Consider the following 22,435-nt stretch of genomic DNA (forward strand, 5'->3'; position numbering starts at 1 on the left):
AATTACATTGACCTGGCTCGACAACCTCTTTCCGGTGCGAAAGCCCGTCATCGCGATGTTGCACCTGCAGGCACTGCCGGGCGACCCCGCCTTCAACTCCCTTGGGGGTATGCGCTCAGTGATCGACGCCGCCCGGCGGGATCTCGACGCGCTGCAATCCGGCGGCGTAGACGGGCTGCTGATCTCGAACGAATTCAGCCTGCCCTACCTCACGAAGACAGAGCCGCTCACTGCGATCAGCATGGCGACGATCATCGGTGAACTCTCTGACGAGATCACCATCCCGTTCGGCGTCAACGTACTGTGGGATGGCATCGCCTCACTCGATCTCGCTGCCGCGACAGGCGCGCAGTACGTTCGCGAGATCTTCACGGGGGTCTACGCCAGTGACTTCGGCCTGTGGGACACGAACGTCGGGGCTACCGCACGGCACCGAGCCCGGATCGGAGCCAGCGATGTCAAAATGATCTTCAACATCGTGCCAGAGGCCACGGCGTATCTCGGTTCGCGGTCGCTCGCTGACATCGCCGTGTCGACCGTGTTCAATGCCAAACCCGACGCGATCTGCGTGTCGGGCCTCACTGCCGGCGCAGCAACAGACAGCGCTTCACTGAGAGTCGTGAAAGAAAACGCAGGCGACACCCCAGTCATCGTGAATACCGGCGTGCGAGCAGAGACCGCCGAACTTCAACTCTCCATCGCTGATGCAGCGATCGTCGGCACGGCACTCAAGGTCGATGGAAAATTCGAGAACGCCGCAGACGAGAAACGGGTGCGTGAGCTGATGAGCGCCGTGCGCGATGTGCGGATGAGTCGAGTCTGACGCAGACTGCGCAAGGATCGAGTCATGGCACTCCTTATCGGTTTCGACCTCGGAACCTTCGAAGCGAAGGGCGTTCTCGTCAATGAGACGGGTGAGGTGCGGGCGAGCTCGGTACGGTCCTACAGCATCATCACGCCGAAACCGGGATTCGTTGAGCATGACGCCGAACTCCACTGGTGGGGCAGCTTCTGCGAGATCGTCGGCGAACTACTGAGCTCTGTTGCCGAGGGCGAATCCGTCGCGGCAGTCGCGTGCAGTGGAATCGGCCCCAGCGTTCTGCCGGTCGATGCGTCCGGGCATCCACTTCGCAACGCAATTCTCTACGGCATCGACACGCGAGCGACCCTTCAGATCGCTCGCATCGAGGACGCACTCGGTCGCGAGGTGATTCACGCCCGCAGCGGCAATGATCTATCGAGCCAGTCTGCGGGACCGAAGATCGCGTGGATCCATGACAACGAATCCGAGGTATACAGCCGAACGCACCGTTTTGTGACGAGCCAGAGCTTTCTCGTCGGCCGCCTCACCGATCGATGGGTGATGGACTACGGCACCGCAGCCTACTTTCACCCGTTGTACGAGCTGGCTGAAGGCAGATGGAACACGGCTGGCTGTGAGTGGTTCGTCGACGACGACCAGCTTCCCGAGCTGGCCTGGGCCGGCGAGGTAGCCGGCGCGGTCTCCAGGGCGGCAGCGGGGGCCACCGGTCTGGCTGAGGGCACACCGGTGCTGGTGGGCACAAGCGATGCTCTCGCCGAGGCATTCAGCTGCGGCGCTCTCGATCCTGGCGACCTGATGGTCATGTACGGGTCGAGCCACTTCTTCATTCAGGTGGTAGATCGTGCTGTCACCAATGCCGGGCTGTACGCGGCGCCCTACCTCTTCGAGGGCTCGTACGTGCTTGCCGCGGGCACGTCGACGGCCGGAACCATCACTCGCTGGTTCGTCGACATACTCGGGCTGGAGCAGAACACGGACGGCGCCGTGTTCACCGAACTCGCAATCGAGGCCGGGCAGTCCCCGCCCGGCGCCAACGAACTTCTCGCGCTGCCGCACTTCAGCGGGGAACGCACACCACTGAACGACCCGGATGCTCGCGGGATGCTTGCTGGCCTGACAGTCAGACACACTAGGGCCGATGTCTACCGGTCGTTGCTCGAGGGAATCGGCTACGGCGTCGCAGATGTGTTCGCGTGCTATGCAGACGCCGGCGTGCCTCCTCACCGCATTCTCGCGGTCGGCGGTGGCACGAAGAACTCTGTGTGGCTCTCACTCGTCTCAGATATGTCGGGTCTCGCGCAGGAGGTGTGCCACGGCAACGGCGCATCGTATGGCGACGCGATGCTCGCTGCCGTGGCCGTGGGCCTGGTGCCGAGCCCGCGTGCGGTCGCTGCCTGGGCGAAGACGTCGGCGCGAATCATCCCTGACGCCGCTCGTACTCGTTTTTACAGCGAGCGCACTTTGCTCTGGCACGAACTGCAGACAGCCATGCAACCCATAGCTCACCAATTAGCGCGTCTATCCTCGAAAGGTAACTGATACGTGTCAGACCGCATGCCCGAGCACTCTTGGTCGACCGTGGCAGAAGCCGTGGCAGATGGGCTTCACATCGCCTCCGGAGACAAGGTCGGAGTCTTTCTGACCGATGCCGGCAGCTTCGCGATCGTGGAGTCGTTCTGCGCCGCGGTGTACCGTCGCGGAGCAGTACCCCATGTTCTGCTGACCGACGAGCGGCTCGATACCCTCGGCCTTCGGTTCGCGTCGAGCGAAGTGCTCGAGTCTCCATCAGCTATCGAGATGGCGTCGCTACGGGAATCCGACGTGCACGTCTCGTTCCGCGGAATGCTGCCACCGGCCGGCCTCGAAGGCTTCAGCGAGCCGGAGGTGGCCACTCGGGTGGCAGCCCTGCGGCGTGCAAAAGGCCAGGTTTCTTCAGCGCGCTGGGAGAAGGGGCGCTGGGCCCTCGTTCGCGTGCCTACCCGGGAGTGGTCGGAATTCATCGGCGTTTGTCCCGACGTGCTGTTCGAGGAGTTCTTCGCCGGCTGTCTCATGGACTGGTCCGGAGCACTCCCTGCGTGGCAGGCCCTGGCGGAGCGAATCGACCAGGCCGACACGTTGCGCATCATTTCTAGCGATACCGATCTCTCGCTAGGTGTTACCGGTCGGCGAGCCGTCGTCTTTGCCGGAGAGGCGAACTGGCCTGATGGCGAGATCGCCACCGCTCCGCTAGACGACCGTGTCGACGGGCACATCGTCTTCTCCGAACCGTTCTACTTTGCAGGTGAACGAGTTGAAGGCCTTCGCCTCGACTTCGAAGACGGGTTGGTGAAAGAAGTCAACGCCACAACAGGCAGCGCGCTCGCTACCGCACTTCTCGACACCGACGACGGATCACGGCGAGTTGGTGAACTTGGAATCGGACTCAACGCCGGAATGCGCACGATGACCGGTGACCTGCTCTTCGACGAGAAGATACTGGGTACCGCGCACATCGCCCTCGGTCGCGCCTACCCGCAGTGCGGCGGCACCAATCAATCGTCGTTGCACTGGGACATCGTGAAAGATCTGCGCCCCTCCTCGGGTGGAGGCGCGGGCAGTATTCTGCTCGACGGCGTTCCGATCATCGAGAATGGGCTGCCGACCTGGTGACGATCGACCGACAGAGATCAAACCGGATCGACGACGGTAACTGAAACACCGATCCCCCGAAGGTCGCTCAAGACCTTCTCGCCGATGCCTGAGTCGGTGATCAAGCACGACACCCGACGCAGGTCGGCGACATAGGCGAACCCGGTCTGCCCGAATTTGGATGAGTCGGCCAACACCACGACCTCTTCAGAGGAGTTGATGAGGGCGCGCTTCACCTCGGCATCTTCAAGATTGAACTCGGTCGCGCCCCCCTCATTACTCACTCCCCCAACCGAAATGAAGGCTTTGTCGAGACGAATGTTGCGGTAGAACTCGATCGCGGACTGACCGGTCAGAGAGAGCTCTTCAGCCCGCGCCACGCCACCTGTGACGATGAGCCGCACAGAATGTTCGAGTGCATGCAACTCAGCTACCCGATTCGCCACTCTCAGACTCGCGGTGACGACAGTCAGGTTGTCAATGTCAACGAACTCCGGCACCATCTCGAGCACGGTCGATCCGACATCGAGCCCGATCGCGTCGCCCTCAGCGATCAGCTTCGCCGCCGCCCGCGCAATGGCCTGTTTGCTACCCAGCGCTGCCGCTTGACGCATTCTGAATGGAGGCTCGTAAGCACGGCCCAGTGCGCGCGTGGCTCCCCCGTGAACTCGTCGCACCAATCCGGCCGTCTCGAGTTCCACCAGATCGCGCCGAACCGTCATTTCAGAGACACCGAAACGCTTGCCCAACTCTGTTACGGTGAGCATTCCCTCGGCGTCGAGGAACTGAACGATTTCGCTTTGCCGACTGTTCTTCACTGACTGGTTATACCATACTTCTTAGTCATCGGGCCCGGAACGCGGCCACTGCGTCGGCAAGAATGGTGGGCGAGCCGGGTGGAGTGATGGGGGCCGTTCCGCCCAGCGCGACTGCCGTCGACCCCCCGTCGACGGGAATCATCACCCCTGAAATCCAGCTCGACTCGTCGCTTGCAAGAAACAGAGCTGCGTTAGCGACGTCGGAACCACGGCCTGACCTGCCGAGCGGGTAGGAATCAGCGGTTCGCACATCGACGAACTTCACAAACTCGTCGATTTCGCCCTCAGCGATCCCCAAACCGCGCGCGCTCCCCGGCGTGAAAATAGAGCCGGGCGCAATTGCGTTCGAGCGAATCCCGTAAGGAGCCAGCTCTGCTGTTGCGGCTTGGATGAGCCCGACGATGGCGTGCTTGGACGCCGTATACGCTGCGGGTGCCCAGCCGCCTTGCAGACTGGCGACGCTGGCAGTCGTGATGATCGATCCGCCGCGCCCCTGAGCTCGGAATTGCCGGGCAGCATATTTGTGGCCGAGCATCACCGACGTCGTCACAAGCCGCACTGTGCTCTCGAATCCCGAAGCGGTCAGGTCAACAAGGTCTGAACGATCCCCTCCCGTAGCCGCGTTGTTGACCATCACGTCTACCTGTCCGAAGACATCTGTCGCCGAATGGATCAGAGCCTCGATGTCTCGATCGACCGTGACGTCTGCGCGCTGGTAGAGCAGTCGTTCAGGATGCGCTGATGCAACTTCCATACCGAGATCGTCTTGAATATCACCGATGACGACTCGCGCACCTTCGGATACGAACAGTTCAGCGATTGCGCGACCTATTCCCGTCGCCCCGCCCGTCACGATGGCAACTCGATCCTCAAGCCGTGCCATCCACGTCCTCTCAGTCTTCTTCACGAGCGAGATGCCCAGCTTTGTAGGCCCATTGACGCGTACCCTTGATCAAACAGTAGCAGTTTTAAGTTCATTTGATCATTTTTAAGCGTTGTTCCGGTTTGCGGGCTGACCCCTGTCGGCAAGGTACAGCACAGCGACGTTCAAGCGTGGGTCTCTCGACTGAGTTCCTCCTCCACCGGCCTAGGCGCAACCTCCGTGATACGCGCCTATGGCGTTCTCGCGTCCATCCTGGATGTCGCAGTTCGGGACCGCCGCGTGCAGTCCAACGTCGCTCGCGGAGTGAATTTGCCGCGCAAGCTCAGAAAGCCCCGCGTATACCTCAGCCATCAACAGCTCAACACCCTGGCTCGATTTGCTGAGGACCATGGTGTGGTCATTCTGGCCCTCGCCTACACGGGACTTCGATGGGGTGAACTCACCGGGCTGCGAGTCAAGCACGTTGACGTGAACCGGCGACGCTTCGGAGTAGAAGAGAATGCAGTCGATGTCAACGGCACGATCCATGTCGGAACTCCAAAGTCATACGCCGGCCGGAGCGTGCCATACCCTTCGTTTCTGGATGAATCCATCCGTCTGGCAGTGGCGGGAAAGAACCGGAACGAGCTCGTATTCGGATCAGGTGGGTCGCATCTGAAGTTTCCGCACAGCCAGCGAGGTTGGTTCGCCTCCGCCGTACGAAAGGCACAAGCAGCCGAACCGAACATGCCGCGGGTGACTCCTCACGATCTTCGACACACAGCCGCCTCACTCGCGATCAGTGCCGGCGCGAACGTCAAGGCCGTGCAACGGATGCTCGGCCACGCATCTGCGGCGATGACCCTCGACACCTACGCCGACCTCTTCCCAGACGACCTTGACGCGGTCGCTGAATCTCTCGCTACGGCGCGAGAAAAAGCAAATGTGTGGTTTTTGTGGGGTTGTGAGGAGCCGTGAGCAAACCAAAGCCCCCCACATCCCCGTAAATACAGGGAAGTGAGGGGCTGGAAGATGGCGGTACCGGTGGGATTTGAACCCACGGTGCTCTTTCAAGCACACATGTTTTCGAGACATGTACCTTCGGCCGCTCGGACACGGTACCGGAGGACACATTACGGCACACCACGCGGAGGCGCCAATCGGAGGCCGGGCATCCATACAGGCGAAGCCCGCGTGGCATGATCGGAGCGTGACCTTCATTGCTGCAGACGACCGCTACGACCACCTCCCCTACCGCCGGACCGGGCGAAGCGGGCTGAAACTGCCGGCGGTCTCGCTGGGGCTGTGGCAGAACTTCGGCGACGGCGTGGCCACCGAGACGCAGCGCGCCATCTTGCGCCGGGCGTTCGACCTGGGCGTGACGCACTTCGACCTGGCCAACAACTACGGGCCCCCGTATGGCAGCGCCGAGACGAACTTCGGGCGTATCTTCGCCGAGGACTTCGCTCCGTACCGCGATGAACTCGTGATCTCGAGCAAGGCCGGGTACGACATGTGGCCAGGCCCGTATGGCGACCTCGGTTCGCGCAAGTACCTGCTCGCGAGCCTCGACCAGTCGCTGGGTCGGCTTGGGCTCGACTACGTCGACATCTTCTATTCGCACCGGGCCGACCCCGATACGCCGCTCGAAGAGACGATGGGGGCGCTGCACACTGCTGTCACCTCGGGTCGCGCTCTCTATGCGGGCATCTCGAGCTACTCGCCCGAGCGCACAGTGGCCGCCGCGCGCATCCTGAACGACCTCGGCACTCCCCTGCTCATCCACCAGCCGTCGTACTCGATGTTCAACCGCTGGATCGAGTCGGGCCTGCTCGACACACTGGGTGACCTCGGCGTGGGATGCATCGCCTTCTCACCGCTGGCGCAGGGGCTGTTGACCGACAAGTACCTGGGCGGGGTTCCTGCCGATTCGCGCGCTGCACAGGGCGGGTCGATGTCGCAGACGTTCCTGAATGACGAGACACTCGGTCATGTGCGCGCACTGAACGAGATCGCCTCCGGCCGCGGGCAGACGCTGGCGCAGCTCGCGCTGTCGTGGGCGCTGCGCGACGAACGCGTGACATCGGTGCTGGTCGGCGCGTCGAGCGTGAAGCAGCTCGAAGACAATCTTGCGGCGACCTCCAACCTCTCGTTCGAACAGTCTGAGCTCGACGCGATCGACGAACATGCGGTGGATGCCCGGCTCAACCTGTGGGCACCATCGAGCGCGGTCTGATCGCGGTCTCATCGCAGCTGGCTCGGGGCAACGAGCAGACTCGAGAGCGACGCGGCGATTCGAGTCAGCCAGCCGAATAGGCTGGGTTCGTGCTGTTCCCCGAGCTCTCCGACCCTGCCCGCACTGACCAGGCCGTTCTGCTGCTGCACGCGCACCCCGATGATGAGACGCTCGCCACCGGCGGCCTCATGGCGAGGTTGGTGGCCGATGGCTACTCCGTTGTGCTCGTGACCGGCACGCGCGGCGAGCGCGGCGAAGTTGTGCCGGGGCCGCTGAAGCATCTCGAAGGCACACCCGAACTCGCAGCAGCACGCGTAGCCGAGCTGGCTGGAGCGATGCGCGAGCTGGGCGTCACCGACCACCGCTTTCTCGGCGAAAGTGTCGACGACGCAGCGGCCCCGCGCGTGTATTCCGATTCGGGAATGCAATGGGGGCCAGCCGGCACCGCGATCGCGGCCGACGACGCGCCAGTGGATGCCCTGAGCCTGGCCTCGCTCGACGAAGTGGTCGACGAGATCCTTCGTGTGATCGACGAGACCGGGCCGGCCGTGCTGGTGAGTTATGACGAGAAGGGCGGGTACGGGCATCCGGATCACGTGCGCATGCACGATGCGGCAGCTGCGGCTTCGTCGCAGACAGGGCTGCCTCTCTATATGGTCGTTCCGCAGGCTGAGCCGTCACAAGTGGGCGACCTCGAGATTCCGCTCGAGCCCCACCGCCACACCGTCATGCGTGCGCTTGCCCAGCACCAGACGCAGCTGACGCTCGACGGCGAGGACATCGTGCTCTCGGGCGGGCAACGCCACACGCTTGCCGCATTCGAGCGATATCGGCTGGCTGCAACAGGTGGCACGGAGTCATCAAGTGTTAGCGTTTCTCTACGGGACCCTGAGCATTCGGGCCCGGCCGTTCACTGAGAGGCACCTTCACCCCGATGAGCTACATCAGATCTGCAGCATTCGCCGACAGCGGTTACGTTGTGCTCGACACCTACAACCAGGCTGCTGATCCCGAAGAATGGCTCGACCTCACTTTTGTCGACTGGAAGTCGTCGGGAGACACCCGGTTTGCGCCCCTCGCGAGCGCGTTCGGCCAGATGGAGTGCAACGGCTTCTGGAATCACACGCCTCCCCGCGCCGACAAAGACGGAGTCTGGGTGCAGGGAAACGTCGAGCGGGCGCCGATTCTGAAGGCCCGTGCCGAAGAACCAGGGGCGAACGTCGGCCGGTGCCGCGTCATCGAACTGCAGCCCAACGACTACGAGACGGCTGTCTACAACCTGCACCAGGATGACAACAACCGCCTGAACCCCGATGGCACCGGGTGGATCGTGCGCGGCTTCTTCAACCTGAGCGACGACCCCGACTCCGTGCTCATCCTGCGCGAGGACCGGTTCGACCCCTCTACCGAGGTGCGCATTCCGCTTCCTGCAGGGTCGCGGTTGATCGTCGACACGCAGCGGTTCTGGCACGCCGTGTGGCACACCGGCCCCGAACCCCGGTACAGCCTGATCACCTCGTGGACATCTGGCCCCGAGCTCGACGAGTACATCGAGAAGTACAACGGCAAGCCGCAGGAGGCCAACCCGCCGCTCGACCAGAAGTTCGTCGACGACACCCAGGCAGAGGTCAATCGTCGTCTCGCCGAGCGCGCCGCCGTGCTCTCTGCGAAGGGCAAGGGTAAGGCCGAGATCGACGACGAGGACTGACCTCCCCGTTCTCTTCGCCTGCCAGCTCGTCTTCACTCGGCGGTCGTGGATGATCGGCGCAAGTTGCTCCGACTCGACCAGCTCGAGCGTGGGCGAACCGGGCCCGGCTCGTCCCTCACAATCTTCGTCACGTGACGGTGTTTCACCACTCGCGCGCTTGCTCGAGTCCAGTGTCGGCAGCCGCGCCTAATGTGGGCTGTATGGCGACCAAACCCCTCAGCAACTTCAAGTGCACCGAGTGCGGGTGGACGACCCTGCGCTGGGCGGGCCGCTGCGGTGAATGCCAGTCGTGGGGCACCGTTGTGTCGTCAGCTGAGTCCACGGGGCTCCAGGGGCAGATCAAAGCCGTGAGCGTCGACCAGGCCAGCATTGCTCGCCCGATCACCGAGATCGAGACCGACACGGCAACACACTGGGCAACGGGCATCACCGAGTTCGACCGCGTTCTGGGCGGGGGTCTCGTGCCCGGCGTGGCGATCCTGCTGTCGGGCGAACCTGGTGTCGGCAAGTCGACCCTCCTGCTCGAAGTCGCCGCCCGCGCCGCGCAGGAGCACCTGCGCGTGCTCTACGTCAGCGCTGAGGAGTCCGTGAGCCAGATCAAGATGCGTGCCGAACGCACAGGTTCACTCTCGCCCACACTCATGCTCGCGGCCGAGACAGACCTCGCCACGATCCTCGGCCAGATCGACGCCGTCATGCCGCACCTCGTCATCGTCGACTCCGTTCAGACGGTGAGCAGTTCGCAGATCGACGGTGCGGCCGGGGGGCCAACGCAGGTGCGAGCGGTGGCGACAGCGCTTATCCGCGTTGCCAAAGAACGCTCACTGCCAGTGCTTCTCGTCGGGCACGTCACCAAAGACGGCTCGATAGCCGGGCCTCGGGTGCTCGAGCACCTCGTCGATGTCGTCTGCCAGTTCGAGGGCGACCGGCAGACGTCGCTGCGATTCGTGCGCACGCTCAAGAATCGCTTCGGCCCCACCGACGAGGTCGGGTGCTTCGAGATGACCGGGGAAGGCATCCGCGAAGTACCCGACCCCAGCGGGCTGTTCCTGAGCCGGGGCACCGAGGCGGTCAGCGGCACCTGTGTCACGGTCGCACTCGAGGGCAGGCGGGCCCTGCCCGTCGAAGTCCAGGCGCTTGTCGTGGCCACGGGTGCACCGAACCCGCGTCGCGTGACGAACGGCGTCGACGCGTCGCGCGTCTCCATGCTGCTGGCCGTGCTCGAACGGCGCCTCAAGATCAAGCTGAGCGACAAAGATGTGTACGTGTCGACGGTGGGCGGCGTGAAACTGACCGACCCCTCGGCCGACCTCGCGATCGCGCTTGCGATCGCTTCAGCAAACAGCGACATCGCGTTGCCGCACAACTTCGTGGCATTCGGCGAGATCAGCCTCGCAGGCGAAGTGCGGCCCGTCACGTCGGGTGCACTGCGCACGACGGAGGCCAGGCGGCTGGGGTTCACCTCCGTGCTCGGCCCGGGAGAGACGGCGATCAAGCTCGCGTTCCACCGGGCGTTCGACGCGGCCTGACCCAGCCGGAATAGCGTCCAGCCAGGCGTGGTCCGCTGCCGGACCCACCCGGTCGCGGCGCAAACCGGTCGCGACGCAGACGGGTCGCGACGCAGAACCGACGAACGTCAGAGCAACCGACGTCGTATTTGCGACGGCTTCGCTGAGGTTCGTCGGTTTGCAGCACACGAAGGACGAACCGGCGGAGTGAGCCATCGACGGCGATATTCGCGCCCACCGGCGACGAGCGAGCGTCACAACGCGGAGCGGGTCGGGGGGCACGTCCGCTAGACGTGAGGAACGAAAGCCTGCCAGGCCAGGCGACGCGAGGCGCGCGGGTCTGATTCCACTCGGTCGACCGCGTCGATGATGAGCGTGCGGCGGGATTCCTCCTCGTAGCGTGGCCACCGAGGGCGTGACCGGTCCGGGCCCGACTCCTCAGCGTTCGGAGCGGCAACCGCCCCACCACGCTCACCATCCCGCGCGGCCGCATTCGGAGCGGCAACCGCCACACCGCGCCCACCGTTCCACGCGTCCGCGTTGGGATCGCCCTCGTAGGCGAACGCACTCCACCACCGACGCATGCGGGCTCCCGAACGCAGGAACGACCTCCGCCCGCCCAGCAGTGTCATCGTGCGGCCGAAGGCCCCGTGCATCCGGTCGAACAGCGCGAAGAGCTCGATGCCGTGCGTCGCGTCGAACCCGGCCAGGCGCACCAGGCGCGGAGCCAGGTCGAAACGGTAGAAGTACACCGGCGCGAACCGGGAGTGACGCTCGGCGACCTTCACGGTGGGGTACCAGAAGGCATAGTCGCCACCGAAGTCAGCCGCCGGGCGTTTCTCGGGCAGGCCCGGGTACTCGGCCTTGATGGCCTTGCGCGCCTTCTTCTTCGTCTTGGAGAAGATCGCCCGGATGCGCTTGGGCGTCGTCGCAAGAATGTCGAGTCGCCCGGTGAACAGAGACCCCTCGCGGTCGTTGGTACCGATGATGAGCGGCACCCGGTGCGCGTGGCCCGCCTTGAACGCGTCGAGTGGGCGCTCCGGCAGAAAGTCGCCATCGATGACCGGGCAGAGCGCGATCGTGCCGGGGTCGGTGTCTGGCGCCCGCATCGTGAGGGCATCGGTCGCTTTGACCAGGTCGCCCCAGTGGGCGTTCACGAGCATCTCTCCCGCGTCTTCTGCCGTGGTGTTCTCGACGCTGTCGTTCGCAATGCGTTCACTGAGCAGCTCGACGAACTGGCCGGCCCAGACACGGGTGAGCTCGGGCGGATAGACCGCGTTCGTCGGCGAGCTCTGGGCGATCGCGCGCGCGAAGAGCCCGGCGGCCGACGGCACGGTCATCAGCGTCGTCACCGCGTTGGCGCCGGCAGACTCGCCGAACAGCGTCACTGAATCCGGGTCACCGCCGAACGCCCGGATGTTCGACTGAACCCACTGCAGCGCCGCAACGCAGTCCTTCAGCCCGAGGTTGTTCTCGATCGGGCGGTCGGGACTCGAGTAGGCCGTGAAGTCGAGAAACCCGAGCGCGCCCAGTCGGTAGTTGATGCTGACATACACGACGTTGCCGTCACGCGCGAGGGTGTCACCGTTTCGTGGCACCTCGGCAGACGACCCCACGCTGTAGGCCCCGCCGTGAATGAAGACCATGACAGGCAGCAGCGGGGAAACGGGTGCGTCGTGCACGGCCTCAGACTCCGGATGCCCGGCCGACGCACCCCGCACAGGCCGCACCACGTTGAGCGTCAGGCAGTCCTCGCTCATGGTGGCGTTCTTCGCCGCACCGATGAAGTTGCCCTCGCGCGACTGCGGCGAGACGTGGCCGAAGTGCCGGGCATCCTGTACGCCAGTGAACGGCAGCGGAGGCCGGGGAGCCCTGAACCGCAGCGCACCGACCGGCGGCTCGGCGTAGGCGATGCCACGCCAGGTTTCGATGCCGCGTTCGCGTACCCCTCGCACGACGCCCTGGGCCGTCTCGATCTCGAGGTCGTTGCGCAGAACCGAAGTCGACATGATGCGATGCTAACGCGCGAAGGTGAAGGGCAGGCGAACCGATGCGCCCGAGCTGCAGGCGAACGCAAGCACCAGCGAGGTCGAAGACCGGTGCGGCGCGCGGGCAGACTACTCGAGGATGAACTGTGCGGAGTCCTTCGAGGTGATGCCGTCGACGGAGACCTTGAGGTGATACGACGCCCCACCGGAGGGAACTGAGACCGGAGCAGCATCGCACGCAGCCTTGTTCGACCGGACGCGGCCCCACCCGAAGGGCGTCGCCGAAACCGTCTGCCCCGGTGCGAGCATCGCCAGGGTGTCAGCGGCGCCGGTCTGGCAGTCGGTCGAGGTCCAGTACACCTCCGAGCCGCTGGTGATCGTGTACACCTGCTTCGAGGTGCCGGCGTTGATTGTGCACGGGTCGGAGCCGGTGTTCGTCAGGGTGAAGGAGAGCTGCGGCTGTGACCCGCTCGAGTAGTCGTTGGAGTCGGTCTTCGGTGTGACGGTGATGTTGCCAGCCGCACAGGCCACCGAGCCGTCAGCCGCAGCGGGCGCAGGAGCGGGCGTCGCTGCTGCAGAGGGGGCAGGGGCCGCCGCCGGCGACAGGCTGGCCGAGTCTGCGGCGGCCGTCGAAGAAGACGCTGTCGGTGCGACGGACGCAGCAGCGGAGCCGGTCTGTGCGGGAGCTCCGCTGGGCGAGCCCGAACCAGATCCGGGCCGGAAGACGATCAGCAGAACGATCACGATCACCGCGAGCAGTCCGAGCAGAACGACGAACCGGCGACGCCGGTACACCCTCGCCGACGGGCGTCGACGAGGTGAACCTGCGGCAGAAGACATGCTCCTAGAATACCGGGGGGCTTCTTCAGCCGACGGCGTTGGCTGCCGAAAGCCGCAGCACGGCCGTGCGAGCCCGCTGGGCCGACGTCGCGGCGACGGCCGCCCGCGCAAGCTCCTGGGCTTCAGCCATCGTGTGGCGCGCGAGTTCGGCGCGCACATCGGCGAGCGCAGCGGGCGTCATCGAGAGCGTCGTGACCCCGAGCCCCACCAGCACCACGGCGAGCGACGGGTCGGCCGCAGCTTCTCCGCACACACCCACGGGCTTGCCCGCGTCGCGGCCGGCTCTGCCGAGCATCCCCACCAGTCGCAGCACCGCCGGGTGCCACGGGTCCTGCAGGTTCGCCACCGAGCCGAGCAGGCGGTCGGCCGCGAGGGTGTACTGCGTGAGGTCGTTGGTGCCGATGCTCACGAAGTCGGCCGTTTCGAAGATCTGGTCGGCCACGAGCGCCGACGACGGCACCTCTGCCATGACGCCCGCGACCCGGATGCCCGCCTCCCGTGCCAGCGAGACGAAGTACTCGGTGTCGTCACTGTCGGCGATCATCGGCGCCATGACCCAGAGCTCGACCCGGTCACCCGGAGCGGCCGAGTCGTTCACCGCGGACTCCGCCAGAGCCAGCGCGGCGAGCTGGTCGGTGAGGATCTGCTCGCTCGCCCGAAGGGCACGGATGCCCCGCAGACCCAGCGCCGGGTTCTCCTCCTTCTCGTCGTTCAGAAAGCTCAGCGGCTTGTCGGCACCCGCGTCGAGCACGCGCACGACGACCTTCTTGCCGGCGAAGGCTCGCAGCATCCGTTCGTATTCCCGCAGCTGCGTTTCGACGGAGGGCGCCTCGGTCGCATCGAGAAAGAGGAACTCCGTGCGGAACAACCCCACACCCTCAGCGCCCGCAGCAAGTGCTTCGTCGGCGCCATCTGCCGAGCCGAGGTTCGCGAGCAGCGGCACGAGCGTGCCGTCGGCCAGCGCTCCGGGTGTAAGCGGCGCTGAAGCCACAGCCAGCCGCTCGGCGATACGGATGTTCGCCTGCTCGATCTCAGAATCCGACGGTGTGGTGCGCACGGTGCTGGCTCCAGCATCCAGAATCACCAGCGTGCCATCGGCCAGCTCTTCTGCACCCTCGACGCCGACGATCGCCGGGATCGACTTCGACCGGGCGAGAATGGCGGTGTGCGAGGTCGGGCCGCCCTCGCGGGTGATGAGCCCGATGACCTTCGCCAGGTCGAGCAGTGCGGTGTCGGCCGGTGCAAGGTCGTGCGCCACGAGAATGAACGGCGCGTCTGACTCGGGAACGCCGGGTGCTGCCACCCCCCGGAGCTTCGCGATGATGCGCTGCGAGACGTCGTCGAGGTCGGTCGCGCGCTCGGCCATGTAGCCGCCCATCTGCAGCAGCAGGTCACGAAAATTGGCGAAGGCCTCGAACACGGCCCGGTCGGCCGACTTGTGGTTTGAGAGACGTTCTTCGATGTCGTCGACCAGCGTCGGGTCCTGGGCCATCAGGGCCTGGGCACCCAGCACATCCTGCGCCTCACCCCCGGCCTTCTCGCCGCGGGCTTCGAGGTCGGCTGCAACGTGGGCGAGCGCCACCTTGACCCGGGCGAACTCGTCGGCCGGTGACGCCTGGCTGATGTCGTCTGCCGGTTCGGGCAACGGCTCAGGCATCCGCAGTATCGAACCGACAGAAAGGCCCCGACCGACACCGACTCCGTGCAACAGCATTGTGGTACTCCTTCTGGCAACCCGCACTCCCGATCAAGAATAGACCGCACGAGGGCTGCGAGCCCTGTGTTCTTCGAGCACACGGCGGGATAATGTGAACCATGCTCAAACACCCCGCACCGCTTCGCCGGCAGCAGTTGCGGCAGGCCGCACTCCGCGTCGCCACCGCTGGGGTCACGGCGTTCTACAGCGTGTATCGGCTGCACCCGGCGCTCTGGCGCTTCACCGCCCGGCACTACCAGCCGTCGTTCGAGCGCTTCGCGAGAATCAACGCATGGATGATCTGCCAGCAGGCCTATCTCGATGTTCCGGCGTACCGGCAGTACCAGAACGAGACCGGATTCCGTTTTCGCTGGTGGAGACTCGGCGCGTACACCCCCACCTCGAAGAAGGAGTACGTCGACCGATTCCCCGAGCCCTCGAGGTGTTGGAACGGTGAGATCGTCACCGTCGGCACGGTCGTCGACGAGTCGAGTGGTTCGAGCGGTAGGCCCTACAACTGGATGCGCTCCAAGCGTGAACTCGCCACCGTGCACAAGAACGTGGCCGGGTACATCACGCTGCTCTTCGGCTCTCGAAAGCTGTTCTGCATCAACGCCTTCTCGATGGGCGCCTGGGCCACAGGCACCAACACGGGGCTTGCGATGTCGAAGGTCGCCATGGTGAAGAACACCGGCCCCGACATCGACAAGATCGTCGACACCCTGCGGCACTTCGGTCCGGGCTACACCTATCTCGTCAGCGCCTACCCGCCTTTTCTCAAGCACCTGCGCGACCGGCTCGATGCCGAGGGCTTCGACTGGGATGCGTTCGACCTCAACGGCTTCGTCGGCGGCGAAGCCCTGACCGAAGGCCTCCGCGACTACATCGAGCAGCGGTTCTCCCGGGTGTATTCGGGGTACGGGGCCTCTGACCTGACAATCGGAATGGCGGGCGAGAGCGACCTCTCGGTCTGGCTTCGCCGGAGCCTGGTCGCCAACCCGGCGCTGCGCTCCCTCGTGCTCGGTGACGGCGAGGAACGCACCCCGATGATCTTCCAGTACAACCCGCTCGAGACCTACCTCGAGACCACCGACGCCGGTGAACTGCTCGTCACCCTCAACTCGACCGCGATCATGAGCCCCAAGGTGCGATACAACATCGGCGACGAAGCCTCGATCGTCACGTTCCCCGAGATGCAGGGCTACGTCAGCCAGTTCCCGAGGCTCGCCCTCGCCTTCGAGCGGGCTTTCGCCATCCAGCGCATGAAGCTGCCCTTCGTGCTGCTCTTCGGCCGCAAGGATTCGACGATCTCCTACATGGGCGCGAACATCTACCCCCTCGATGTGGAGAACGGCCTGTACCTCGGCAACCCCTACGCCTACGCGATCGAGTCGTTCAAGCTGAGCCTGCTCGACATCGGCGACCTCGAACAGCGGCCGGTCATCCACTTGCAGCTGCGGGCCGATGCGGAGCTCGACGAGCGGGCCGTCGCCGAACTGCGGGAGCGATCTGCCGCGGGAGTGCTCGCGCACCTGGCCAGCGTGTCGCGAGACATCGCTCAGTCGCTCGCAGAAGACCCGACCGCCTCTGACGTTCGCATCGAGGTGCACGAGCACGGCACCGGGGTGTTCGCCGGCGGGTCGAGCAAGATCAAGAACGTGTACCTGGTGGACGCGGATGATCGGGGTGCAGTCGTGCAGCCGGCCAGAACCGGGCCGCGCTCAGGAGGCCCGGAGGCCGGGCCAGGGGGCGGGGCCGTTGACTGATGCGAACCACTGATTTCTCGAAGGCACCTGTACAGGCGAGGGCCGGTGCGATCCTTGTCGCCGAGCAAGTGCGGGGTTCCGGCGAGAGCCCGCACTCGGTTGCCAGACGCGCGCGCGTCGAGCGTGGATTCGTCTGGCATAAGCGCTTTCGGCGCGGCGGCCCGGGCGGTGACCGGCGCGTCGGCGTGATCGTCTGTTTCGAGACTGCAGCCGACGCAGAATCGTTTGCTGCGACGCTGAACCGGCCGCCGCGCGCAACCTTCACCGCGAACTCATCACCTCTGGAGCTCCGGCCACCTGTGAAGGAGGGATGGATCGCTCGCGTGTTGAATGCGGAGCCCAGCGGCTACAGCAACGGCGTGTGGCGGGCGGAGGCAAACGTCATGGCGCACATCGAGCACTTCACTCCGACGTCAGTTGAGCAAGCCCACGGCGCGACCCCGCCAAGAGTGGCAACGCCGGGGTCGTCTCGGTCACACCCCTCCTCCGGCCACACCGAACACGAGCTCCGACCGCTCAGCGATGCGCACGCCATGTTCATCGGGGCGACCAAATACCGCGGGCTCGGTTCGTGGCTGGTGCTGTCGCGCACGTGGTACCCCATGGTCGTCCGCATGAAGCACCTTCGCGGCTACGTCTGGCACACCGTGTACTGGGAGGCCCCGTTCACGCTCGGCACCCTGGCGTTCTTCGGAACCCGTGACGAGCTGCTCAGTTTTGCGAGGCTGCCGGCCCACCGCCAGCTCATGCAGTGGATCACCGCTGGCACTCGAAACGGAACCGGCGGGTACATCCGCATCCACACCTCATTGCCAGACGCGCCGGCAGAAGCCGCATCGCCCGGAGTGGCATCGTCGGAAACAGAACCCGCACCAGCCTCGCCGCCCGGAGGTGACGACCGGTGAACGCGGTCACTGTCGAGCGGGTGAGCAGCGAGAGACAACTCCGTGAATTCGTCGCGATGCCGCTGCGGGTACAGCCGCAGGACCTCGCTGTGCCGTTGCTCGAGTCGAGCATCCGGTCGTGGCACAGGGGCACCAGCCCCCACCCCGAGCCGGTGGAGCTCGTGATCGCCCGTGACGCCGGGGGCGACGTTGTCGGCCGCAGCACGCTGCACACCGATGCGCGCCTCGACGCGAAGCTCGGCGAGAAGCTGCTGCTCTTCGGCGCGACCGAGTTCCGCGACGGCGAAGCGGCGAGCGCCCTCTTCGAATACTTCACTGTGCGGGCAACGGGCTCGGGTACGGGCACAGGCACGGGCACACCACCATCGACCCCGTTCGACGCCCTCTTCGGCCCGGTCTCCCTCCTGCCGAACCAGGCTGGCGGAGTGGTCACCTCGGGGTTCGAGCAACGCGGATTCATCGATTCGGCCTGGAACGAGGAGTGGGTTCCTCTTGTCTACGAGGCTGAGGGGTTCGAGCGCTGGGGCGAGGCCGACACCTGGGTCGTCGACGTCACGCAGGCGAATGCTGTCGCTCCACGCGCGGCAGAGTGGGCCGAAGCCGGGCTCATGCTCGAATACGGCTCGAAGCGGCGCGTGTCGCGGCTGATCCCCGAACTGCTCACCCTGCTCAACGCCTCATTCGCCCAGCTGCCGTACTACACGCAGATCACCCCGGCAGAGATGGCGGCCGCGACCGATGGGCTGGCGTTCCTGCTCGACGAGAAGCTGCTTCTGCTGGCCAGGGATGCCCGATCATCCGTGCCCGTGGCGTTCGTGCTGGTCATCCCCGACATCACCGAGTTCGTGCAGAAGGTGGGCGGCCGTCTTTCTGGCCTTCGGCAGGTGCAACTGCTGCTCACGCGCCAGAAATACCGAACGGATGCTGTGCTCGTCATTCAGGGAACAGAACCCAGCCGGCAGGGCCAGGGCATTCTCACGCTGCTCAGTCGCCAGCTGCAGGCGAATCTCGCCGAAGCCGGCTATTCGACGTTGCGCTCGACGTACGTGGCGCGCAGCAATTTCGGCTCGACAGCGCAGTTCTCCAGATTTGGCGGTCGCCCGCTGCACGGCTATACGTTCTACCGGAAGGGGCTGCGATGAGCACGACGCTCGATGACCTGATTCTGCTGGCGAGCCGCGCGCCGTCGGCACACAACACGCAGCCGTGGTCTGCCCGCATCGTCTCCGAGACGTCTGTGGAGGTCTCGGTGGTGCCCAGCCGCACCCTGCCGGCCGGCGACCCCAGTTTTCGGGACGTCGTGCTCGCGCTCGGCGCCTGGGTCGAGAGTTTCGCGATCGGCGCTTCTGAGCTCGGGTTCGGCGTCTCGGTCGAGGCGCTCCCTGCCCTCGAGCGGCTGGAGGAGCTGCCTGTCGTGGGTCGAGCCGACCCCTCGTCCCCTGTGCTCAGGGTGTCGCTCGAGCCGCACCGTGCGGGTGTGCCAGGTGCCCCGGTCGAGGCGCGGTCGTTCAGCGCCGACGATGTTCGCCAGAGGGGTGTGTTCCGCGGGCGGCTCGCCGGGCATCCGGAGACCTGGGACGACCTCGTCGACGTCGACCTGCCACCGTGGCTCACTGTTCGGCGGCTCGACGATCGCGCTATGGCGTACCTCAGCCGGCTCGGCATCGCGTTCACAGCGTCGCGGCCGAGCGTGGCGAAGGAGCTGCTCTCGTGGCTGCGGCTCGACCCGAAGCACCCGAGATACCGGCTCGACGGAATGACGGATGTGATGCTCGGCATGCCGCGGCCCCTGGCGAGGCTGGCGGCCCCTGCCACGCGGCGACGGCACCTGCGCGACCCGATGCTGGCTGTGGCCGGGGTCATCGGCGGGGCTTCGGAGTCGCTCGAGCGCGCCCGGAGCCTCCGGCCCCTCGACCTCTCGCTCGCCGAGAGGTCGCCTGACTCCCCCACCCATCTCGTGCTTGTCGCCAATGCGCGTCTCGCGGTTCTCGACGACGCACCCCGCGTCACCGCTGCGATGGACAGCTCGATCGGCATCGCCGAACCCGATGTGCTCGACGCGGGCCGGGTGCTGCAGCGCCTCTGGCTGCACGCGCACACCCGGGGACTCGCGGTGTCACCGCATTCCGAGCTGATCGACTCGCCACTCGCGCATGGGCTGCTGCGAAAGCGGCTCTCGCTCGGTCGCAGTGACGTGGCGCTGGCCGTCTTCAGCGTGGGCGTGCCGACCGGAGAAGTGCCACGGTCGCCGCGACTGACAGACTTCGTGTCATGACGAAACCGGTGCCGACCCCGATTCCCGCGCGCGTTCGCGCCTGGGGGTGGTTCATGGACCGATTTCGCTCGATGCACATTGCCACGATGAGTCCGTCAGACATCGCGCACAACCAGACCATGCAGCACGTGCCTGCACCGGTTCGCCGGGTGCTCTTCGGCGCCCGTCACTCGGGCACGACGGTAGAGGATCTGGCCGTACCTTCATCGAACGGTCACACCATCCCCGTCCGTATCTACCGGCCCAGGAGGTCTGGAGACTCCTCGACGGGCCTGCCTCCCGAGTCCCTGCCGGTCGTGCTCTACCTGCACGGCGGCGGCTGGACCCTCTTCGGCGGGCTCGACATGTGCGACTGGCTCCCCAGCAGGGTGAGTGCCCGGTTGGGAGCGGTCGTGGTCGCCGTCGACTACCGGCTTGCCCCCGAGCATCCGTTCCCCGCGGCCGTCGACGATTGCTATACCGCCCTGGAGTGGGTGTCTGCCAACGATGTGGAGCTTGGTATCGACCCGAATCGCCTCGCGGTGATCGGTGACAGCGCTGGCGGAAACCTCTCGGCTGTGCTGGCGCTGCTGGCGCGCGACCGCTCGGGCCCTCCCATCGCCGCCCAGGGGCTGATCTATCCGGTGACCGACACCACTCTCGACGACGAGTCGATGCTCGAGAATTCCCACAAACCCGTTCTGCATCGAGACGACATGGCTGCGTTCTTCGACTACTACCTCGGTTCAGACCCGTCGTCGCCCGAGCGAAGCGACACCCGGGTCGCGCCGCTGCGAGCGGCATCGTTCGCCGGGCTGCCGCCCGCGCTCGTGCAGGTCGGCGAGCACGACGTACTGCGCGACCAGGGCATCGCCTATGCGCGCGGCTTCCAGCAATCCGAGACCTACGTCGAGCTGATCACCTACCCCGGCGCGCCCCACGGCTGGGTGACGTACCCACTCATCATGAAGGCGACGGCCCACCGCGCGACCGACGACCTCGTAAAGTTCCTCAGCCGCTTCCTTTCGGCACCCTCAACTGGCCCCTAGCTCGGAGCGACCCCACCGGAACCCAGGTTCTGGTTTCCGCTATGAAGGCCAGTCCATTCGGCAACCGTTGCGTTGTCGGCGTTGAACGAGAACCACGCGTCGACACGCTCGCCCTCCAGCACTCGAGGGAGCCAGTGCTTCGCGTCATCCCACATCTCGGTGAGAGGCAATTCATCGAGTGCGAACCATTCGGGGGCGAGTTCGGCCGAAGCCACAGCTTCGCCCTGCCACACCTCGCCGATGAACACCGTCGAATCCTGGCTCCACGACGGCCTGTGGGGGAACTCGTAGCGCAGGTACCCCGCCTCCCTCAGTTCGTCAGCGGCGACACGGATGCCCGTTTCCTCCCAGACCTCCCGAACGATCGCCTCACGCGCACTCTCGCCGGGCTCGATCTTGCCACCCGGGCCTACAACCTTGCCGATGCCCAACCCCGTGAGCTTGCGTCCGAGTAGGACCTCCCGGCGACCATCCGCCCGCTCGCGTGTGAGATAGCAGACGCACACCTGGTAGCCCGCCATGCTGCCTTCTACAGGTGCTTCAGCATGCGCGTGTTGCCGAGGGTGTTCGGCTTCACGCGCGCGAGGTCGAGAAACTCTGCGACACCCTCGTCGGGAGAGCGCACCAGTTCGGCGTAGACGTCGGGTGCGACGAGCGCCAAAGGTGATGCCACAAAATCGTGCCGCTCGAAGAATGCGACCTCGAAGGTGAGGCAGAAGAGGCGCGAGAGGCCGAGCTCGCGGGCATCGTTCTCGATCGCATTCAGCAGCGCGTGGCCGACTCCCCTGCCCAACCAGTCCCGGTCGACCGCGAGGGTACGGACTTCGCCGAGATCCTCCCAGAAGACGTGAAGCGCGCCGCAGCCGATCGGGGTGCCGTCTTCGTCGACGGCGATGCGGAACTCCTGCACCGCTTCGTAGAACACCACGGAGTCCTTGCCGAGCAGAATGCGCTCCTGCACCAGCGGCTCGACGAGACGCTGGATCCACGGCACGTCGCTCGTGCGCGCGCGTCGCACCGTGATCGCACCCGAATCGGGGCGGGCGGCGGTCACGTCTGCGGCAGTCATCCTTCCATCCTCCCAGCCACGCGCCCGTTTCGCGAAACCCGACCACTTCGACCTCGCCGGCAGCCGCTGGGCCGCGCACTCACGTGAGTTTCGTCGGAGAATCGGGGTGGCGAGGCCACTATGGCGGCGGCACCCCGATTCGCCGACGAAACACCAGTCGACGCAGCACCCCGCCCGGCGGTGCGCGGTGAGTCAGGGCCAGAGAACATTCCCGCCCTCAGTCGGGTTGCGGGCATGAGAAAGGGCCGGCCACTGTGTGTGGTCGGCCCTTTCTGTCGAGCTACG

General features: G+C 65.5%; 20 protein-coding genes and 1 tRNA gene. 13 read left to right on the plus strand and 8 right to left on the minus strand.

The genetic code is table 11. The features are described 5' to 3' along the window. Positions 1-7: 7 nt before the first annotated feature. The 3 genes from KPL76_RS01665 to KPL76_RS01675 are packed head-to-tail and all read left to right on the plus strand — an operon-like array spanning position 8 to position 3,472. Entirely contained in the window at positions 8-823 is an 816-nt protein-coding gene (locus KPL76_RS01665; protein WP_256438717.1) for a BtpA/SgcQ family protein, read from the plus strand. 24 nt (positions 824-847) lie between these two features. Then, entirely contained in the window at positions 848-2,362 is a 1,515-nt protein-coding gene (locus tag KPL76_RS01670; protein ID WP_216334609.1) for an FGGY-family carbohydrate kinase, read from the plus strand. A gap of 15 nt (positions 2,363-2,377) precedes the next feature. Beyond that, complete coding sequence (locus tag KPL76_RS01675) at positions 2,378-3,472, plus strand: aminopeptidase (RefSeq protein ID WP_216334610.1); 1,095 nt, start codon at positions 2,378-2,380, stop codon at positions 3,470-3,472. Positions 3,473-3,489: 17 nt separating this feature from the next. Here KPL76_RS01675 and KPL76_RS01680 read toward each other — a convergent pair whose 3' ends face one another. Further along, positions 3,490-4,269: a DeoR/GlpR family DNA-binding transcription regulator gene (locus KPL76_RS01680; RefSeq protein ID WP_216334611.1), complete on the minus strand. Its 780-nt coding sequence runs from the start codon at positions 4,267-4,269 to the stop codon at positions 3,490-3,492. A 25-nt stretch (positions 4,270-4,294) separates the two neighbouring features. After that, positions 4,295-5,152, minus strand: coding sequence for an SDR family NAD(P)-dependent oxidoreductase (locus KPL76_RS01685; RefSeq protein WP_216334612.1), 858 nt, complete (start codon positions 5,150-5,152; stop codon positions 4,295-4,297). Positions 5,153-5,371: 219 nt separating this feature from the next. Between KPL76_RS01685 and KPL76_RS01690 the strand changes: the two genes are divergently transcribed. Beyond that, positions 5,372-6,109 (plus strand): site-specific integrase, encoded by a 738-nt coding sequence (locus tag KPL76_RS01690; protein ID WP_253202109.1) that lies wholly within the window; start codon positions 5,372-5,374, stop codon positions 6,107-6,109. A gap of 55 nt (positions 6,110-6,164) precedes the next feature. Here the strand turns inward: KPL76_RS01690 and KPL76_RS01695 are convergent. Next, positions 6,165-6,254: transfer RNA gene (locus tag KPL76_RS01695), tRNA-Ser, on the minus strand. Positions 6,255-6,341: 87 nt separating this feature from the next. Between KPL76_RS01695 and mgrA the strand changes: the two genes are divergently transcribed. From mgrA to radA, 4 genes are all read left to right on the plus strand, one after another. After that, on the plus strand, positions 6,342-7,367 hold the full coding sequence (mgrA, locus tag KPL76_RS01700) for an L-glyceraldehyde 3-phosphate reductase (RefSeq protein ID WP_216334613.1): 1,026 nt from the start codon (positions 6,342-6,344) through the stop codon (positions 7,365-7,367). Between the two features lie 89 nt (positions 7,368-7,456). Next, complete coding sequence (locus KPL76_RS01705; protein WP_216334614.1) at positions 7,457-8,284, plus strand: PIG-L family deacetylase; 828 nt, start codon at positions 7,457-7,459, stop codon at positions 8,282-8,284. Positions 8,285-8,301: 17 nt separating this feature from the next. Continuing rightward, on the plus strand, positions 8,302-9,075 hold the full coding sequence (locus KPL76_RS01710; protein WP_216334615.1) for a hypothetical protein: 774 nt from the start codon (positions 8,302-8,304) through the stop codon (positions 9,073-9,075). Positions 9,076-9,275: 200 nt separating this feature from the next. Then, positions 9,276-10,604, plus strand: coding sequence for a DNA repair protein RadA (gene radA / locus KPL76_RS01715; RefSeq protein ID WP_216334616.1), 1,329 nt, complete (start codon positions 9,276-9,278; stop codon positions 10,602-10,604). 266 nt (positions 10,605-10,870) lie between these two features. Here the strand turns inward: radA and KPL76_RS01720 are convergent, their stop codons facing one another. The 3 genes from KPL76_RS01720 to ptsP all read right to left on the minus strand — a co-directional run bounded on the left by KPL76_RS01720 (position 10,871) and on the right by ptsP (position 15,125). Further along, the gene (locus KPL76_RS01720) at positions 10,871-12,592 is read right to left on the minus strand and encodes a carboxylesterase/lipase family protein (protein ID WP_216334617.1); all 1,722 of its coding nucleotides are present in this window, start codon (positions 12,590-12,592) and stop codon (positions 10,871-10,873) included. A gap of 108 nt (positions 12,593-12,700) precedes the next feature. Continuing rightward, a complete protein-coding gene (locus tag KPL76_RS01725) occupies positions 12,701-13,411 on the minus strand; it encodes a hypothetical protein (protein WP_216334618.1) in 711 nt (236 codons plus the stop codon). A 25-nt stretch (positions 13,412-13,436) separates the two neighbouring features. Then, entirely contained in the window at positions 13,437-15,125 is a 1,689-nt protein-coding gene (gene ptsP, locus KPL76_RS01730) for a phosphoenolpyruvate--protein phosphotransferase (RefSeq protein WP_216334619.1), read from the minus strand. Between the two features lie 101 nt (positions 15,126-15,226). Here ptsP and KPL76_RS01735 point away from each other — a divergent pair, with 101 nt between their 5' ends. The 5 genes from KPL76_RS01735 to KPL76_RS01755 are packed head-to-tail and all read left to right on the plus strand — an operon-like array spanning position 15,227 to position 21,081. After that, positions 15,227-16,873: a phenylacetate--CoA ligase family protein gene (locus KPL76_RS01735; protein ID WP_253202110.1), complete on the plus strand. Its 1,647-nt coding sequence runs from the start codon at positions 15,227-15,229 to the stop codon at positions 16,871-16,873. Then, the gene (locus tag KPL76_RS01740; protein ID WP_216334620.1) at positions 16,873-17,778 is read left to right on the plus strand and encodes a hypothetical protein; all 906 of its coding nucleotides are present in this window, start codon (positions 16,873-16,875) and stop codon (positions 17,776-17,778) included. Before KPL76_RS01735 ends, KPL76_RS01740 begins: the two co-directional genes overlap by 1 nt. Beyond that, positions 17,775-18,920, plus strand: coding sequence for a hypothetical protein (locus KPL76_RS01745; RefSeq protein WP_216334621.1), 1,146 nt, complete (start codon positions 17,775-17,777; stop codon positions 18,918-18,920). Before KPL76_RS01740 ends, KPL76_RS01745 begins: the two co-directional genes overlap by 4 nt. Then, complete coding sequence (locus tag KPL76_RS01750; protein WP_216334622.1) at positions 18,917-20,053, plus strand: hypothetical protein; 1,137 nt, start codon at positions 18,917-18,919, stop codon at positions 20,051-20,053. The genes KPL76_RS01745 and KPL76_RS01750 overlap by 4 nt, the downstream gene beginning before the upstream one ends. Continuing rightward, positions 20,050-21,081, plus strand: a complete 1,032-nt coding sequence (locus tag KPL76_RS01755) for an alpha/beta hydrolase (RefSeq protein ID WP_216334623.1) — start codon at positions 20,050-20,052, stop codon at positions 21,079-21,081. Before KPL76_RS01750 ends, KPL76_RS01755 begins: the two co-directional genes overlap by 4 nt. Here the strand turns inward: KPL76_RS01755 and KPL76_RS01760 are convergent. Next, the gene (locus KPL76_RS01760) at positions 21,078-21,602 is read right to left on the minus strand and encodes an 8-oxo-dGTP diphosphatase (protein WP_216334624.1); all 525 of its coding nucleotides are present in this window, start codon (positions 21,600-21,602) and stop codon (positions 21,078-21,080) included. The genes KPL76_RS01755 and KPL76_RS01760 overlap by 4 nt on opposite strands. Before the next feature lie 8 nt (positions 21,603-21,610). Further along, positions 21,611-22,150, minus strand: coding sequence for an amino-acid N-acetyltransferase (locus KPL76_RS01765; protein WP_216334625.1), 540 nt, complete (start codon positions 22,148-22,150; stop codon positions 21,611-21,613). Positions 22,151-22,435: the final 285 nt, after the last annotated feature.

This window comes from Subtercola sp. PAMC28395, assembly GCF_018889995.1.
GTDB lineage: Bacteria > Actinomycetota > Actinomycetes > Actinomycetales > Microbacteriaceae > Subtercola.